Here is a 16,998-nt window from a genome sequence, read left to right as displayed (position 1 = left end):
AAAGGCGAGGGTCCTGAATTGTCGAACCAAATGTCACTTTGATCAGTGGCATGGAAGTGCAGGTATTTTCATGAGCGGCCCGATCCATCTGACAGTCAATGGAACGTCCAGGATTTCAGGGGCTGCGCCGACGGTCCCGCTACTTTACGTCTTGCGAAATGAACTCAATCTGATGGGCACACGCTTCGGCTGCGGTCTGGAGGCCTGCGGGGCTTGCGTCGTTCTCGTTGATGACCAGCCTGCGTATGCTTGCACCTTGGAGGTTGCCGCCGCAGCAGGTCGGCACGTGCGAACGGTAGAGGGCTTGTCGGTCGAAGGGAGGGCCGGTCCTCTGCAACAGGCCTTTCTCGATGAGCAAGCCGGTCAATGCGGCTATTGCCTGTCTGGAATACTGATGTCGGCTCAGTCGCTGCTGGAGCGCAACGCCGCTCCGACCCGGGAGGATATCGTAGCGGCCCTCGACAAGCATCTGTGCCGCTGCGGGTCCCACCAGCGTATCGTCCGGGCGGTCGAACGGGCAGCAGAGGCGATGCGCGCATGATACCTAACGCGCTTCCGCAGAGCATTTTGGATAATCCACGCCTGAATCAGTGGATTGGCTTCACCGACGACAAGGTCATTGTCTCAACCGGCAAAGTTGAACTCGGACAAGGTATTCTGACTGCACTTTCCCAGATCGCCGCTGAGGAGCTGGAGGTCAGACCCTCCCGTATCCTGATGCAATCGGGTGAGACCAGCTGCGGTCCTGACGAAGGCGTTACGGCGGGCAGCCTCTCCATTGAGATGGGTGGCGCAGCTATAAGGCAGGTCTCTGCTGAAGTCCGTCAATTGTTCATCGAGCACATCGCACGCATGGCCAAGGTGTCGCCCGAAAGCCTCAAAATTGAAGACGGTGAATTCCATTGCGACGGGGGCGTTGTCGGAACATATTGGAGCGAGGCCAGCGTCGTCGATCTCGACTGCGAGGCGAGGGGGTCACTCAATGTTCGGCAGCGATCCAACTACCGGATTGTTGGCCATGACCTACCACGGGTAGATCTTCCTGCGAAGGTGTTAGGATCCGCTTCGTTCATTCACGATATCAGACTCCCCGACATGCTCCACGCCCGGGTGCTGCGGCGTCCGCGGCGAGGAGCACGTCTCGCAAACGAGCCTCTTCTACCTGGTCGTTTTGCAGGGATGGTGGAGATCGTTCGCGAGGGCGATTTTGTGGCCTTGCTGTCCGACGATGAGTTTGTCGTCCAAGAGTGTGCACCATTGGTTGCGGACCGGCTCATATGGGAAGACGGCCAGCCTGTCCCGGACGAGGCGGGCGAGCCTGAGTGGCTCAGACGCCAGGCTTCCGTCGACACCACGCGGGATGTGGGAACCGTGGGCAATGCTTTGCGCACATCCAGGTTCGAGGCGACTTACTGGCGCCCCTACCTAGCGCATGGATCGATCGGACCCTCTTGTGCCCTGGCTCAGGTCGTCGGCGCGCGCACACTTACGGTTTACACTCATTCTCAAGGCGTCTTTCCGCTACGTGCTGCGTTAGCCAAGGCACTTGCCCTAGACCCCGCAGACATTGATGTGCGCCATAAACATGGCGCTGGCTGCTACGGCCACAATGGAGCGGATGATGCGGCTTTCGATGCGGCCTTTTTGGCGGTACGCACTCATGGCCGGCCCGTCAGGGTCCTGTGGACACGACGTGATGAGCTCTCAGCGTCACCAGTAGGCGCTGCCATGTCCATCGACCTGGCCGCCGAACTTGATGTCGACGGTCGGCCGTCGGGCTGGACCATATCGGTTTGGAGTACCCCGCACGCGCAACGGCCGGGGACCAGCGGTGGCGTCAATTTGCTCGGGGCCGAGGCCATACCAAACGGACCGCCATTGGTGACGCCGCTTGATCTGCCGGATGCGATTGGCGCCGGCGCTATGCGCAACGCTGTCGCGCTTTACGATTTTCCGCAGAAGCTCATCAGCCATTTTGTGCCTGACGTCCCGGTCCGCACGTCCGCTCTCCGTGGGCTTGGCGCGCTAGGCAACGTCTTTGCGATCGAGAGCTTCATTGACGAACTGGCCGACAATGCTGGCCAGGATCCAATCGCATTCCGACTTTCCTTGCTTAAGGATAGGCGAGCCAGGCGAGTGCTGGAGGCCGTAGCTGAAACGTCCCAGTGGAACACACTACGCACAAACAATGCCGGCGGCGTCGGAGTCGCGTTCAGCCGCTACAAGAATTATGCCGCCTACATGGCTACGGTCGCTGAGGTCAGCGTCGGCGAGACAGTTCAGGTGCACCGAATCTGGTGTGTGGTTGATGCGGGCCTCGTCGTCAGTCCTGACGGCGCCCGCAATCAAATCGAGGGCGGTATCGTGCAGGCGACGAGCTGGGCACTGCACGAAGAAGTCCGCTTTAGCGAAGGTGAGATCGCCGCCAAGAGCTGGGAGCAGTACCCAATATTGCGGTTCTCGGAAGCTCCCGCCGTGGACACTATGATAATTGACGCGATTGATGAGCCTCCGCTCGGGGTGGGGGAAGTTGCCTTGGGCCCGACAGCGGCAGCCATTGGCAATGCCGTCGCAATGGCTCTGGGTCAGCGTGTTCGCCGGCTCCCCTTCAACCGAGTTCGCCTCGTCGAAGCGCTGACTTAGTCGCTCGCCGGCTGTGGGGCGGCTTGCCGTCCGGCTCACGAAGCGCCTTTCCCGTAACCCATTGATCGGAAATGACCATGATCAAGAACCACCGCGTCATCGCCCTGGAAGAACATTATCTTGACAGCCAGTTGGCCCAGGCCATCAAGGCTTTTCCCATGCCGAAAATTGATCCCTTGCTTACTGATTTCGCCGAGGCGCGTATCGGCTCAATGGATAGTGCCGGGGTAGACTTTCAGATCCTGTCACACTTGCCTCCTGCGTTGCAGGGCCTGCTCACCAATGATGCAGCCGAAGTTGCCATTGCTGTTAACGATCGACTGAAGAAGATCGTCGATGCCGCACCGCATCGCTTTGCGGCGTTCGCGTCAGTGCCGACTTCCAATCCGGAAGCTGCGGCGCGCGAGCTCGCGCGCACGGTCGGAGACCTTGGTTTCGTCGGCGCCATGATCCACGGCCCAACAGACGGTGTCTTTTTAGACGATCCACGCTTCGACCCTCTGTTCGACGCAGCGCAACGTCTTGATGTACCGTTGTATCTTCACCCAGCTGATCCTCTGCCGGCGGTTCGCGATGCTTACTTCGGCCCGCTCGCCGAGAAGCACCCAATGTACCTGCGGGCGGCATGGGGATACACGATAGAGACCGCCACCCAGGCGGTCCGGCTGATCCTGAATAATGTTTTTGACCGGTTCCCTAGCCTAAAGATTGTCCTCGGACACCTTGGCGAAACCCTGCCCTATGTAATGGATCGCATGGACGAGGCTCTGTCGCGGGACGCACCGGATCTGCACTTCAAGAAGCAATTCCTTGAGCACTTCTATGTCACGACAAGCGGGTTCTTTTCCGACGCTCCGTTGAAATTTTGCATCGCCGAGATGGGCATCGAACGTGTCATGTTCTCAGTCGACTGGCCCTTCGCGTCCAATGAAGTCGCCTGCAGTTGGGCTGCCAAACTCGACCTTTCAGATCCGGACAAGGATCTTCTGCTGCATGGCAACGCCGAGCGACTGTTCCGTTTGCCAACGTAATCTCTGTCCGCCTGGACTGGCGAACTCGCTGAGAAGAGCTGCCAGCACCGTTGGTTGAGCCAGCATACAGTCGTGCGGGGCCGCCAGGCTGCACCATCTAAGGCCGGCTTCTTCGCGGAGTATGCCAAATGGCCCTTCGCTGTAGATTACTGGCCCCACAATCCTTACCTGAACCACGTTGCCTTGGGTTGGAACCCGACCTTACGGGCAGGGTATGAACCGTTAGAAATTCAAGAAAGCATACTTCGTGGCCTAGTCTAGTGACGCTGCTGAACCGGACCTTTCAGAATAGCAAATGACGTGATGATGTATCGTTCCGCGATGGAGCGGCCTATGCCCGGGTTTCAGCCACCCTTTTGCGCCCTGGCCGTATCGATGGACCTTGGTGGGTGGTGACATCGACCATAATCTGGCTCATCGGGGCACGCCTCAAAAGCCGAATGAAAACATCGGCTTTGACCCTATCGCGGTATCTTTGGAAAACTGTGTTCCAGCTCCCGAAAAAGGCTGGAAGGTCGCACCACGGCTTCCTGTCCGCACGATCCAAAGCAACGCTTCGATGAAGCGGCGATTGTCGCCACCACTTCGTCACGGATCGGCTGGCTTGCCCAGACAATGCGGTTCCATCTTCGCCCATTGGGCGTCCGTTAGCACAACCGTTCCATCCAAAGCTTGAATCACAATCGAGCCAAAAGTGGAGTTCTGAATCTCAACAAGCCTTAGTCCATGATTGCCTTTGTCTCCAGGAATTCCTCGAGACCAAAAACACCAACCTCTCGGCCGTTGCCCGATTGCCTATAGCCGCCAAAAGGCGCTTCGTACTCTGTGTCGTCTTCGCTCGGTCCATTGTTAAGATATATGCGGCCGGCACGAATCCGTCGGCCAACTCTCCTGGCTTCACCGACGTCATCGGCAAAGACATGACCCGCAAGGCCGAAGATCGAATCGTTGGCGATGTCGATCGCTTCGTCTTCGTCCCGATAGGTCATCACCGAAAGGACCGGTCCGAAGATCTCCTGCTGGGCGATGGTCATTTCGCGTGTGACGCCGGCGAACACGGTCGGCCGCACAAAATAGCCCCGGTTGAGGCCTTCCGGCCGACCAAGACCACCCACGACGAGGCGAGCGCCTTCTTTTATGCCGGTCTCGATAAACGACTGCACGCGATCGAACTGCTGTTTGTTGACCAGCGGCCCATGCGTGGTCCTGTCCGCGCGCGGGTCGCCCACGACCATTGCAGCCACCGTGGACTTGGCGAGTTCAAGGCACTCATCAAGTTGGTTCTCGTGAACCAGCATGCGGGTCGGCGCCTGGCACGACTGTCCGCTGTTACGGAAAGCACGTATGACACCAGCAGGCACCGACCTGCCGAGGTGATTGCCGGGAAGCAGGATGTTGGCAGACTTGCCGCCCAACTCCTGGTGCACCCTCTTGACGGTTGCAGCAGCGTCGATGGCCACTTGGATCCCCGCGCGCGTCGAGCCCGTGAACGACACCATATCGACGTCTGGATGCGTGGAAATAGCATGCCCGACGGTAGGGCCGTCACCGTTGACAAGATTGAAGACGCCGGCCGGAGTGCCTGCTTCGTGAAGGATTTCGGCGAGAATGATCGCGCTCAAAGGCGAAAACTCGCTCGGCTTTACCACCGAGGTGCACCCTGCAGCAAGTGCGCTCGCGAGCTTCGCCATGATTTGGTTGAGCGGCCAGTTCCATGGGGTGATGAAACCGCACACACCGATCGGCTCGCGCACGATCAGCGCCTTGTCCAGCATCTGCTCGAACTCGTAGGTTTTCAGCACTTTGACTGCCGATTTTAGATGGCTGAGCGAAGAGGCTGCCTGGAGCTCGCGTGAGAAATTGATCGGAGAGCCCATCTCCAGCATCATAGCCTGCGAGACGTCCTCGAACCGGCGCCGATATTCATCGGTTATCGCATTAAGGAGATCGATGCGCTCGGCCTTGCTCCACCGCGAAAACGCTGGAAATGCCTTTTGCGCCGCCTTGACGGCTCGATCGACATCTTCGGCCGTGCCCAGATTGATGCGCGCAACTGGCTCTTCTGTCGCTGGGTCGATCACGTCAACTGCGTTGCGGGCGACCGGGTCAACCCACTTCCCGTCTATGTAGAATCTAAGATTGTTGTCCATAAAGACCTCCATTGCGCCGCCGTCGCTGCGGGCAGATCCAGCGGTGATCGACGTTTCCCTCGGTCGATATTGCTACATGTTAAACCTATCTTATCAACATATATTTTCCGGGTGCCACCGAATTCTTACGGTCTAATCCAACAACAATGAATGTGCCTGTCTTATGGATTGCCGGATCGCGATGGCTCCAGCCGCACTTCCGACGGAGGCTCATCTATGGCGCGTCAGGCGCCAGACACGCGCTCGCAATAATTGTCGAGCGTCGCGTTTTTGTTAGGGCGTGTTGGAAACGCTCGCTAAACCTGCTGGCCAGCATCCTTCTGTTTGCCCTGCCATCTAATGAGGCCAATTCATCGCGAAACGCTCTAAGCGGTTGTCGGATGCGCCCTTGCGTACGCAATTCTGTCGATTGTGCGCCGAGCTGATCGTTTGTCGCTCCACTACGTGGCGGAAGACAGACTCCAAGATCGAGTTTGCTTGAAAAGTGCTGCGCCTCGTTCAAGAAGCTAGCAGGTTTTCCTTAGAAAATTTTTCCCAATCTGGATTTACGTTGTTCCGCACCAGGCCATGCTCAAAAAAGTCTTTGAGCATGCCGGCTGACAGCCTACGGCGGTCACTCGTCGAGGCGTCAGAATAGGACGCGGCATGGGGCGTCAACGCCAGGCGCCCGGCAATCCAGGGCTCACGGTCCAACCATGCCTTGAACAAAGGCTGTGAAGGGTCCGGAGGCTCCGATGGCAGGACGTCGAATCCCGCAGCTCCCAGACGGCCGCTTAGCAGCGCGTCGTAAACCGCGTCGATATCGACCAGCTTGCCACGAGCAATGTTTATGAGAATGGCGCCTGGCTTCATTTCACCAAGCCGGTTGGCGTCCAGTAGTCGAAGCGTGGTATCATTGAGGGGCATGTGGAGACTGACCACATCTGATACGGAAAGCACTTCCGAAAGGGACTTGGCACGCCGAAAACCCATCCCCAGCTCATGCCCTTCGGGCAAGAGTGGATCAAAATACAGGACGCTCATGTCTAGAGCGGAAGCTCTCCTGGCCACTGCGGTTCCTATCCGGCCCAAGCCAACGGCACCGAAGATGCCGCCGCGGAGACGCCGCACGACTGGCACATTTTCACCGTTGAAGTTACCGGTTAGATCCGTCCTCAAGCGTTCGTCATACGAGCCAAGGCCCCTCGCTAAGTAGAGCAGCAGTCCAATCGCGTGGTCTGCTATTTCGGACGTACCGTAGTTCGGCACGTTGCAAACCGGAATGCCGGCTTCGGAACATGCACCTATGTCGATGTTGTCATAGCCAACACCTGCTCTGACGATGATCCGACACCTCGAAAGCTTGCCGATTGTAGAACGATCAAGGACGATGCGATTCCGCATCAGGACGGCATCGCAGTCGCCCCAATCTTCCGCACTTATGGCGCTCACATGTTGCACGCCACGAACGTCGAAAGACAAGTTTGGGCCGGCCACGTCGGCGGCAACCTCTTCGACGTCCATATCGGGCACCAGAACTTTGATAGTCGACATGTTAGGAGACTCACCCGTTAAACTTATCGGAGATAATGTGAATGACGATTGGTCGAACGTTCAGCCGCGCGACATCATCGAGGGAGGGGCGTAGGTCGCGCCAACGAGCACATCGATGAGATAAGGCCGTCCTTCTCTCACTGCATCGAGCCCTCGCGCGATCGCACTCTCGAGATCTTCGATGGTTTCAACTGGGCCTTCTGCCTGCACACCTTGGCTGCGCGCCATTGCACTGAGGTCAACGGCAGGATCATCGATGCGCTGACCAATCCAGCGGTTTGCGGTTTCACGTGACCTAACCTTCGCAACCGCCTCCTGGTGCAGCTCATCATTGAAATTCGATCGATTGTTGCTGACGATAAAGAGCGCCGGCAGCTGATAATGTGCAGCGGTCCAAAGAGCCGTAACACCTTGGAGAAAATCGCCATCGCCCAGGACGCCCACAACCAGTCTGCTCGTATCTTTCAACGCGAGCGCGGCTCCAACCGTCAGGCCGGGGCCTGCAGCCAGGCCGCCGCCTCCGTCGTGACCAAGAAAATCCAGCGGCCCACGAAGATCGAAAACGTCTCCAACCCAGCTCAGATTTGAGTGGGCCAGCGTCAATTCGCGATCACCTCGAGCACGTTGCAGGGCAACTTCGATATCGTGGGGATGTATTCCCGGGCCGGGGGAGTAGTCCCCTGATGGCGACGTGGACGCGGGATAACTGACGGAGCTTCCTCGGGTCAGGGAGCGCGTGGCGTCGAGCAGTTGCTCGACAAATCTGTCAGAGTTTGCCAGCACCGGCGCATCGACTGGGGGAAGCCCGAAATAATCCATGCTCCAGCCCCGATGTAGATGGCTATCCAGTGATACGTTAATGATCGTCGCCTGTATCTTGTGGGTTTCAGAACTTACGCCGCGCAACAGGCCGTTGAGGTCCGGCCAGTCCAAGCTCAAGATCACATCCGCGGCCGCAACCTCATCCTTGAAATTTCCACCCAAAATGGAGATTGGCGGCAAAACATGAAGCGGATGCGATGTCGGGAAAACAGCACGCTCGAGAACCGACGTCACCACCGTTGCGCCAAAGAATTCGGCGAGTTCGACACGGCGGTCCCAGTCCGCTTGAGATCGCGATCCACGTCCGATAAGGAAGAGGGGGTGTGTCGCGGCGTTCAGAAGATTCGCGATCCTGCTCACCGTAGCCGCATCCGCAACGGCAGCTGGCGCCGTACCGTAACGCGCCGGAGGAAGCTCCACCTGCTTTGTCAGACGGCTTTCCTGCATACCCGCATCGAGGCAGATGTAGACCGGCGCTTTTGGTTCAGTCTGCGTTAACTGCATGCCACGGAGAAATGCCTCGATTGTGCCGTGCGTAGACCGCGGCTCGTCGTCCCATTTCACATAATCCCGTAGGAGTGCTCCCTGATCCTTCGCCGTATGGATCCAGTCGATCCAGGGTCGCCGTTTCTCGGGTTCAATGGGGCCGGTAGCGCCCACGACGATCATGGGCATGCGGTCGCAATAGGCGTTGAAAATGCCCATGAGACCGTGCATCAGGCCGACGTTGCTATGGAGAATAGCCCCCATAGGCCTATCGCGCACTTTCGCGTAGCCGTGAGCGATTGAGATTACATGATCCTCATGCAGGCAAAGCAACATTTTCGGCCGCTCATCACCGAGGAAATTGACAAGGCTGTCGTGCAACCCCCGATAGCTGGCCCCCGGGTTCATGGTCACATACTCAATCCCGAGATGTCGCAGCATGGCAGCGGCGACATCGCTTCCCCACTCGGGGCTCGGCTCGGAAACGATCCCCGCTTGCAACTCCGACTGGCGCACCTAGTGCCCTCCCAAAAAAGCTTATTTATGAAGCTAAATTTCATATGCATTATGATAGCTTTCTATCGTCCTAATGTGCAATAGCGGTGTGCATTCCATCGATCCGCGGCCGCCGTTTGGTTGCATCGACAGGACTCGTGCTACGGATAAGCAGCATCGGAGACCTGTCGATCCAACTGTCGAACACTCCGATCCGCCGACGCTATATTCGGCATCGGCGCTGTCTTCATCGTCGCGGGGCTCCGTCCATAGCAGCGGTGCCGACGACCTCAGCACCGCACTCCCCCGGTCACATGCTGGCGTCACACGTGGCCTGGTCTGCTCCACCTATTGGCTGGTATTTATCTGCCGTTGACATGTTGCGAAATAGCATAGTTAAGTAGGTAATTAGCCAATGTCGGCTGCCCTTGCGGGGGGGCATTATTGTTATGCTCGAAGTTGCCATAAGGGTGCATAAGGGTGAGAGGAAACCGATATGCGTTTGACGGAATGCCTCTCCGTTTCGGATTTCAGGCTAGCCGCGAAGCGCCGATTGCCAAGATTTCTGTTTGAATTCATTGACTTAGGGTCCGAAGACGGGGTTGCGCTTAACGACAACATCGAATCTTTCAGAAAGATCAAGCTGCAGACTAGGTTTCTGGTCGACCTCTCCAAGCGCGATATGAGCACCCAGTTGTTTGGGATGCCACTTTCGCTACCCCTCGCCACTGCTCCAACCGGTATGGGAGGTTTTTGTTGGTACAGCGGCGAGGTTGCTATTGCGAAAGCTGCGGCAGAGGCTGGGATTCCGTTCACGCTCGCGTCGACGTCTGATGCCAGTATGGAGACCGTCGCGAGAGAAGCCGGCGGCCGACTTTGGTTTCAAATATATATGTGGAGGGAGACACACTATTGTTACGAGATGATCGCGCGCGCGCGTGACCTCGGATTCGAGGCATTGGTGGTCACTATCGATCAGGCGCTGGGGCGATCGAGAGAACATAATGAACGAAACAAATTCTCAATACCGTTCCGATTGAGCACCCGCACCAGCATTGATGCTGTTCGCCGGCCGCGCTGGTTGTTGGGCGTTGCGGCACAGCAATTAGCAAAGAAAGGAATTTGGTATCACGCCAATCATCCGCAACGGTATCAATCAATTTTAGGCAATGCAGCGATACCAGACCGACATGAGGCGATGACCTGGGATGAGATTGCTAAAATTAGAGATGTATGGCCGGGAAGACTAATTGTTAAAAGCGTTCTCAGTCGCAAGGACGCTCAAAAAGCGATTGCCTGTGGCGCCGACGCGATTGTGGTCTCCAATCATGGAGGGCGAGCTCTCGATTCAGCCGTCTCCTCAGTCGAGATGCTGCCGGAAATCGCTGCTGAAGTGGGCAAGCGTATACCTATACTTGTTGACGGCGGAGTGCGGCGTGGAAGTGATATTGCAAAGGCTTTGGGCCTTGGCGCGGCTATGGTTCTTATTGGTCGCGCTCCGCTTTACGGCGCTGCCGTTGCTGGGCAGCCCGGCGTCGCAAAAGTCTTCAGGCTCTTGGCTGACGAGTTTGAAAAAACTTTGGCCTATCTTGGATGTCGTACGCCGGCTGAGGTGGATAAATTCATTTTTGCAGATAACGCATTGCGGAATGCCCTCTCTACGGGCCAGGACCAGCATCGGTAGCGTCGCATCTCGTGGTGAATGAACACCCGGATATGGGCCGGCCAGCGTCGCACAACGCTCTCCGCGCCAATCACCCGGCCTATTGTCTGTATGCGGAGCTGCCATACGCGCGCTGCTTTCCTGGAAGATCCCGAGTAGCGGATCGAAGCTCGTTGGTTCTTTGCGCCAACGCAACGTCAAGCGATGTGAAACGAGGTTGTGCCAGCGCAGAGAGCGCCCCGCGAAGCACGCTGTCGGTCCTCTGGAACCGATAGGGCTGGCTCAAGAAAGACTGAGGGACAGATCCGATGAACAGAGCACTTTCGATCTCACCGTGGCAGCCGCATGTGGTGGCGACATGTCGGGCAAGCATCAAGTGCAGATGCTGAACAAGGGAACCACCGGGCGGGCTCAGCACTTCGAGCCGGAGTTCCTGAGGGTAGCACCCGGCGACACGGTGACATTCGGGGCAACGGACAAAAGGCCATATCTCGGAGGAAGGTAGCATGCAGACGCTTCGAATAGGGGACGTAACAATTACCAGCATAATAGAACGGGACGGCCCTTGGCGCCGACCCGAGGACATGTTCCCAGCTTATGATCCGGAGATCGGGCGGCGTCACATCGCCGAACTAGACCCGGTCGTTTTCGACAAGGCATCTGGCCGAATGGTTATCACGTATCAGAGCTTCGTCGTGCGCACGCCGAAGCACACCATTTTGGTGGACACCTGCACCGGCGACCACAAGGGCTACTCGGCTCCAATGGACTTTCCGAAACAGCCCTGGCTGGACGGGTTCCGTGCCGCGGGCCTGCGCTTCGAGGACATCGACTACGTTTTTTGCACTCATCTCGACATCGATCACTGCGGCTGGAACACCGTCCTCAAGGACGGGCGCTGGGTACCGACGTTTCCGAATGCCAAATACGTCTTCCACAAGGGCGAGTACGCCGCCAGGGAAGCTGAGACCCGGCAAGGCGACAATACGCTCGACAACGTCTGGCGTTTCAACTGTGAGCCGATCGTTGAGGCGGGGCAGGCACTTCTGGTGGACGAAAACTATGAGCTCGACAATACCGTGTCTCTGACGCTGACACCCGGCCATTCTCCTTGCCATTGCTGCGTCAATATCCGCTCGAGGGGCCAAAGTGCCGTAGTCACCGGCGACCTGTTCCACCACGCCCTGCAATGCCGCGAACCGGAATGGTCGACAAACTTCGACTGGGACCCAAAGGCTGGCATCCGCTCGCGCCGAAACTTCCTGGCATCGGTTGCCGGAACCGGCACCTTGGTTCTGCCGATCCATTTCCCAAATCCGACGGTCGGACGAATCGAGGCGGACGGCGACCGGTTTCGCTATTCTTTCGTACGTTAGAAGTGACACCGCGACCCAGCGGAACTCTGTTCCGAGCGACAGGAGGCGGAGGCATTTCAGGAGGAAAGGCTCCATGTGCATATTCGCCTAGGATGTGTGGGTTCCGATAGCGGACGCTTCCCCGAATGCCTGTAACGAGCGCACTCGAGAGTTCCTTCCTTTGATTAAGATTGGTCCCTCCTCGATGTGTAGCTCGACGTATGCGCGCACTTTGCCATCGTCAATCTGTGGTATTCCCACTCGAACGGCCTCGAGCTTCAGTCCGAGCGACGTGACGTGTGGTCGGTTATGTCTCAGCCGTGCCAGACTGTCGGATCGCCAGCGCATCACCGGGAATAGGGCAGCAGGTACCAAAGGTTGGCGCCGACGGCCTTGATTATCTGCCTAATGCGTGTCGGCCAAATCCTGCCAGCGTGCCTTCTTTATCTGAGCCTAGGACCGACGGTTAGATTGTCGCCGCCGGAAAAAGCTAGACAGACTGCCGGCAACAGGATTATGTTCATTAGGTATGTATGTTCCTATGTAAAATTTAGAGATATCGAGGTCTCCAATGGATCGGAAGTGCGCTGCGGTCGAGCGGCTAGACCGGGCGATTGCCGCCATCGGGGACCCAAATCTAGACGGCATGGTGGCTTGCCCCACCGTGTACTTTGAGGCTGCGCGCGCCGCGGCAACGGCAGCGGATGCGCGTGCAAAGGCTGGTATCAGTCTCGGGCCGCTCGACGGGGCGATCGTCACAATCAAGGATCTTTTTGATGTCGCCGGCGAGGTGACCCGCGCAGGTTCTGTGGTTCTCGCCGGCGAAGGCAAGGTTGCGACCCGTGATGCGGTTGCTGTGAACCGAATGCGGGCAGCGGGCGTGATCATCGTCGCGAAGACGAATATGAGCGAGTTCGCATTCTCGGGCGTCGGCACCAATCCGCATCTGGGAACGCCACGCAATCCACTCGACACCAGCCGGGTCCCGGGGGGCTCATCGTCAGGCGCCGCCGTGGCGGTAGCCCGCGATTTCTGCGAGATCGGGATTGGCACTGATACCGGAGGCTCGACACGGATACCGGCCGCCCTATGCCGCCTGGTCGGCTTCAAGCCGACCAGCAACCGGATTTCCACCGGAGGTGCTTTTCCTTTGTCGGAAAGTCTGGACTGTGTGGGTCCGATCGCCCGCACGGTCGACGCATGCGCTTCGGCGGACGCGGTTCTGGCCGGCGTCGAAGACGACCAGGCTGCGGTGCCGCTGGCGGGGCTGCGCGTCGGCGTCGTCCAAGGTTTGCCCTTCGAGGGCATAGATGCGGCGATTGCCGAGTCGTTCGATCGCGCCTTGCAGGCGTTGGCGGCCGCTGGTTGTCGCGTGACAGATGTCATACTGACTGAACTCGACGGCATGCGCGAGGTCAATGCCAAGGGCGGAATTGCAACCGCCGAAGCCTTCGCGTTGCACCGCCACAGGCTGAGCCAGGCTTCCCGCATAGATCCGAACATATTGGTGCGGATCGAACGCGGCAAGACGATCGGCGCCGCCGATTACATCGATATGATCCGTGGACGTGGCGCGCTTGCCGCTTCAGTCGGCCGGAGCGCGGCCGACTGCGATGTGCTCGTCATGCCAACTGTTCCGATCGTGGCACCGACGCTGGAGCAAGTAGCAAGTGCGGCAGGTTTCACGGAGCGCAATGCACTCCTGTTGCGCAACACGGCGATCGCGAATTTCTTCGATCTGCCCGCCATTTCGTTGCCTGTCGAAGGCCTGCCTGGCGCTGCTCTCATGATGATCGGGCAATCTGGCCGGGACAGGCGACTGCTGGCCATGGCCCGATCGGTCGAGGCATGTCTGGGCGAATAATGACCGCGTTGAAACAGAAGGAGGGGGTCACTTGATCCAAACGAGAACGCTCGATCCGAGGGATGTCAAAGATCTGACGATCGCCGGATGGACTGGCAGAAACCGTGATGCCGTCGAAAAACACATCCACGAACTAGAGGCGATCGGCGTTGCCAGGCCCACCTCCACGCCGATTTTCTACCGGGTTTCTGCCTCGCTCTTGACCGTCAGTCACTCGATCGAAGTGATGGGTGATGCCTCGAGCGGGGAGGTGGAGCCGGTGCTGGTCACACTCGGTGGCCAGCTTTGGGTAGGCGTCGGTTCCGATCATACCGACCGCAAGGCAGAAACAATCGGCGTGACGCTCTCGAAGCAACTTTGCGCGAAACCAGTAAGTTCGACACTCTGGCGCTTCGCGGACATCAAAGACAGATGGGATGACATCGAAATCCGCTCGCATATCAATGTCGACGGCGAACGGCGTCTCTACCAGGAGGGTACGCTTAGCACCATGCGCCCACCTGGGGAACTGGTGGTGCTTGGGTTCGGCGGTAAGGGTCTGAGCGAAGGGTCTGCCATGTTCTGCGGCACGCTCCCTGTTCGTGGCGGCTTGCAGCCGTCCCAGCGGTTCGAGATGGAGATGCGCGATCCATTAACCGGTGAGACAATCACCGCTGCCTACGACGTAATCACGCTGCCTGTGCGAGGATGAGATGACAGAAAAGCTTCACGAGGAATTTGCCATCGTCGACCTTGAAGAGGGTTGGCACACCCCGGATGGCTACCCATCGGGCATCAAGCAGAAGATTCTCTCCGGCGGACTTGACGAGGTGGCGCGCAAGGGTAATCGGACCCGGCTGCTGCGTTTCGACCCGGGCGTCTATACGACCTCGCCATTCGTCCACATTTACTGGGAGGAAGTCTTCCTCGTTTCAGGGGATCTCATTGTCGGTAACGACACGGACGGGAAGGGGGGGGAGAAATTCGAGGGCTATACTTACGCAGTTCGGCCGCCCGGCGTCTATCACGGCCCCTTCAAGTCGGATGGCGGCTGTCTCCTGCTTGAAACGCACTGGTTCCAATAAGGAGTTTGCCATGCTTAAGCTTGCCGTGCCCGACATGGTGTCGAACTCCTACTTTCCGGCGGAAGCCGCGATAGAGCTTGGCCATTTCCGCGATAACGGGTTGGATGTTTCCCTGGACCTGATGTTCCCAGTAGACCGTTCCTACAAGGCGCTGCGGGACGGTGAGATCGACATAGTCGCCGGATCCGCACATTCGGCGCTGGCCGCCTTTCCGAACTTCAAGGGGGTGAAACTCCTCTGCGCGCAAGCGCAAGGCATGTACTGGTTCCTGGTCATGCACGCCGACTATGCCGCGCAACGCGGCGACCTTTCGGTATTGAAAGGCAAAAGGATCGGCGCGGCGCCGTGGGTGGAAACCGGATTGCGTGGGTTGCTCGCTGAAGCGGGTATCGACATCGAACGCGACGGGGTAACGATCGCTCCGGTTCCATCGCAGCCCGGCCAAACCGTCAACTTCGGTCTCAATGCCGCCAAGGCGCTCGAGGCTCGCCTGATCGACGGATTCTGGGCTAATGGCATGGCAGCCGAGATCGCTACAACCAGGGGCATCGGCAAGGTCATTCTTGACGTGAGGCGGGGTGACGGTCCTTCCGAGGCCTTCGATTATACTTTCGCCTCGATCGCGGTTCGCGACGAGTTCGTCGCGGAAGACCCGAAACGCGCACAGGCGATCGTGCAGGCGATCGTCGATACCCACGCCCATCTGCATAAAAATCCGGATGTGGCGGCCCAGGTCGGCGCAGCGCTGTTCCCGGCAAACGAAGCCGGCCTCATTACAACGCTGATCAAGCGCGATCTGCCATTCTACGATCACCGCATCTCCCGCAAGACCGTCGCGGGAATGAGCAGGTTCGCACGGCACATGAATCTGGCTTCGCAGGATCTCGCCTACGAGGATGTGGTGGCGAGCCGGACAAGCGCCTTCAGCGACGTCTGACCGCTGGCGGATGGCTGCTCAGTCGATCGGGTTTTCCCGCTCCGCGACCTTGAGTTGCGCCAGCGCCAACTCGCTGTTGCGAGAAAGACGAGTGAAGAGCGATTCGGCCGAAGCAAGATCGGCCGCCGTCATTCCTTCAAACAGAACGTCGTTAACTTTGGTGACGAAAGGTGCGACAGATTTAACCGTCTTTTCGCCTTCCGCGGTCAGACTGACAAGCACGCTGCGCCTGTCGTCATCCGACGAGCGCTTCACGAGCAGGCCACCGCGAATCAAGCGGCCCACCTCGGTCGTCACGTGCGTTGGTGCCAGATGAACATACTGCGCCAGCCGCTTTATGGTGACGCCCTGCTCACCTTGTCGATAGGCCACTCCGAACAAGACGGCAAACTGGGAACCGGTCAGCCCGATCTGCCGACCGAACGCCTCTCGGCAAACAGTCAATTTTCCGAGAACTTCGGCAAACAGGTATACGACATGACGGAAGCTGTCGTCGCTGCCGTCAACGAGTAAAGTGGGATTGGAGACTGTCAACGGCGCAGAAAATTCAGTCTGCTTGATGCTGGCAACGGTCTTCGTCTTTGCCGCAACCCCGGTTGTAGCCAACTTCTGCTTGATCTCTGGCACTCATGTCCTCCGGATAAACCACCCCGAACCTTCTTGCCCAAGCGCCAACGACGGCAGACCAGAGCGAGTCAGGTTCTAGGAACTGGTACCTGAAAGGTATCTTGATATCAAATCTGGAAAGTTTTCTGGCAGCTATTCAACGGTATCCGGTGCGTGGCTTTCTGCTGTGGCAACAACGGACAACGCAACAATGCGCCCTGTATCCAACTCCCCATTCCCAGAGCTTTCGTAAAGCTTCTGAATTAATGTTAAACATTCTCCAAATTAGAAAGGTATTGAAGTCCTGGTCAAGAGGGAATCGGGCAGACGCACCGTCAGCGGCGGCGAG

The 16,998-nt window shown here is 58.1% G+C and carries 13 protein-coding genes and 1 pseudogene; 10 read left to right on the top strand and 4 right to left on the bottom strand.

Annotated features, from left to right (window positions below):
- Positions 1 to 70 precede the first annotated feature (70 nt).
- The 3 genes from EN824_RS28390 (at position 71) to EN824_RS28380 (ending at position 3,674) form a co-directional block, all read left to right on the top strand.
- Positions 71 to 541: a (2Fe-2S)-binding protein gene (locus tag EN824_RS28390; RefSeq protein ID WP_135917402.1), complete on the top strand. Its 471-nt coding sequence runs from the start codon at positions 71 to 73 to the stop codon at positions 539 to 541.
- Entirely contained in the window at positions 538 to 2,643 is a 2,106-nt protein-coding gene (locus EN824_RS28385) for a molybdopterin cofactor-binding domain-containing protein (protein ID WP_135932937.1), read from the top strand. The genes EN824_RS28390 and EN824_RS28385 overlap by 4 nt, the downstream gene beginning before the upstream one ends.
- Before the next feature lie 77 nt (positions 2,644 to 2,720).
- Positions 2,721 to 3,674 carry an amidohydrolase family protein gene (locus EN824_RS28380; protein ID WP_189522237.1) on the top strand — a complete coding sequence of 318 codons (954 nt, stop codon included), beginning with the start codon at positions 2,721 to 2,723 and terminating at the stop codon, positions 3,672 to 3,674.
- 719 nt (positions 3,675 to 4,393) lie between these two features.
- Here the strand turns inward: EN824_RS28380 and EN824_RS28370 are convergent.
- From EN824_RS28370 to EN824_RS28360, 3 genes are all read right to left on the bottom strand, one after another.
- The gene (locus EN824_RS28370; protein ID WP_135917410.1) at positions 4,394 to 5,824 is read right to left on the bottom strand and encodes an aldehyde dehydrogenase family protein; all 1,431 of its coding nucleotides are present in this window, start codon (positions 5,822 to 5,824) and stop codon (positions 4,394 to 4,396) included.
- Positions 5,825 to 6,322: 498 nt separating this feature from the next.
- Positions 6,323 to 7,357 (bottom strand): C-terminal binding protein, encoded by a 1,035-nt coding sequence (locus EN824_RS28365; RefSeq protein WP_135917412.1) that lies wholly within the window; start codon positions 7,355 to 7,357, stop codon positions 6,323 to 6,325.
- A gap of 60 nt (positions 7,358 to 7,417) precedes the next feature.
- Positions 7,418 to 9,181, bottom strand: a complete 1,764-nt coding sequence (locus EN824_RS28360) for a thiamine pyrophosphate-binding protein (protein WP_210235465.1) — start codon at positions 9,179 to 9,181, stop codon at positions 7,418 to 7,420.
- Between the two features lie 475 nt (positions 9,182 to 9,656).
- Here EN824_RS28360 and EN824_RS28355 point away from each other — a divergent pair, with 475 nt between their 5' ends.
- The 7 genes and pseudogenes from EN824_RS28355 to EN824_RS28325 all read left to right on the top strand — a co-directional run bounded on the left by EN824_RS28355 (position 9,657) and on the right by EN824_RS28325 (position 16,043).
- A complete protein-coding gene (locus EN824_RS28355) occupies positions 9,657 to 10,844 on the top strand; it encodes an alpha-hydroxy acid oxidase (protein ID WP_135917414.1) in 1,188 nt (395 codons plus the stop codon).
- Between the two features lie 313 nt (positions 10,845 to 11,157).
- A pseudogene (locus tag EN824_RS36205) lies at positions 11,158 to 11,304 on the top strand (pseudoazurin); the annotation flags it as partial.
- Positions 11,305 to 11,329: 25 nt separating this feature from the next.
- Entirely contained in the window at positions 11,330 to 12,199 is an 870-nt protein-coding gene (locus tag EN824_RS28345) for an MBL fold metallo-hydrolase (protein WP_135917415.1), read from the top strand.
- A 550-nt stretch (positions 12,200 to 12,749) separates the two neighbouring features.
- A complete protein-coding gene (locus EN824_RS28340; RefSeq protein WP_135917417.1) occupies positions 12,750 to 14,042 on the top strand; it encodes an amidase in 1,293 nt (430 codons plus the stop codon).
- A gap of 31 nt (positions 14,043 to 14,073) precedes the next feature.
- Positions 14,074 to 14,733: a DUF2848 domain-containing protein gene (locus EN824_RS28335; protein ID WP_135917419.1), complete on the top strand. Its 660-nt coding sequence runs from the start codon at positions 14,074 to 14,076 to the stop codon at positions 14,731 to 14,733.
- Position 14,734: 1 nt separating this feature from the next.
- The gene (locus tag EN824_RS28330; protein ID WP_135880847.1) at positions 14,735 to 15,106 is read left to right on the top strand and encodes a cupin; all 372 of its coding nucleotides are present in this window, start codon (positions 14,735 to 14,737) and stop codon (positions 15,104 to 15,106) included.
- Between the two features lie 10 nt (positions 15,107 to 15,116).
- Entirely contained in the window at positions 15,117 to 16,043 is a 927-nt protein-coding gene (locus EN824_RS28325) for an ABC transporter substrate-binding protein (RefSeq protein ID WP_135880846.1), read from the top strand.
- Between the two features lie 18 nt (positions 16,044 to 16,061).
- On the opposite strand, the gene EN824_RS28320 is transcribed toward EN824_RS28325, so the two are convergent.
- Entirely contained in the window at positions 16,062 to 16,670 is a 609-nt protein-coding gene (locus EN824_RS28320; RefSeq protein ID WP_135917421.1) for a MarR family transcriptional regulator, read from the bottom strand.
- Positions 16,671 to 16,998: the final 328 nt, after the last annotated feature.

The sequence above is a fragment of the Mesorhizobium sp. M8A.F.Ca.ET.181.01.1.1 genome, assembly GCF_004792025.1.
GTDB lineage: Bacteria > Pseudomonadota > Alphaproteobacteria > Rhizobiales > Rhizobiaceae > Mesorhizobium.
Note: the sequence above shows the minus strand (reverse complement) of the source record. Positions and strands in the feature narration are given on the sequence as shown.

Excerpts from the sequence above, each read along its gene's own strand:
- EN824_RS28390 (WP_135917402.1), top strand. The coding sequence starts at position 71 with ATGAGCGGCCCGATCCATCTGACAGTCAATGGAACGTCCAGGATTTCA.
- EN824_RS28385 (WP_135932937.1), top strand. The coding sequence starts at position 538 with ATGATACCTAACGCGCTTCCGCAGAGCATTTTGGATAATCCACGCCTG.
- EN824_RS28380 (WP_189522237.1), top strand. The coding sequence starts at position 2,721 with ATGATCAAGAACCACCGCGTCATCGCCCTGGAAGAACATTATCTTGAC.
- EN824_RS28370 (WP_135917410.1), bottom strand. The coding sequence starts at position 5,824 with ATGGACAACAATCTTAGATTCTACATAGACGGGAAGTGGGTTGACCCG.
- EN824_RS28365 (WP_135917412.1), bottom strand. The coding sequence starts at position 7,357 with ATGTCGACTATCAAAGTTCTGGTGCCCGATATGGACGTCGAAGAGGTT.
- EN824_RS28355 (WP_135917414.1), top strand. The coding sequence starts at position 9,657 with ATGCGTTTGACGGAATGCCTCTCCGTTTCGGATTTCAGGCTAGCCGCG.
- EN824_RS28345 (WP_135917415.1), top strand. The coding sequence starts at position 11,330 with ATGCAGACGCTTCGAATAGGGGACGTAACAATTACCAGCATAATAGAA.
- EN824_RS28340 (WP_135917417.1), top strand. The coding sequence starts at position 12,750 with ATGGATCGGAAGTGCGCTGCGGTCGAGCGGCTAGACCGGGCGATTGCC.
- EN824_RS28330 (WP_135880847.1), top strand. The coding sequence starts at position 14,735 with ATGACAGAAAAGCTTCACGAGGAATTTGCCATCGTCGACCTTGAAGAG.
- EN824_RS28325 (WP_135880846.1), top strand. The coding sequence starts at position 15,117 with ATGCTTAAGCTTGCCGTGCCCGACATGGTGTCGAACTCCTACTTTCCG.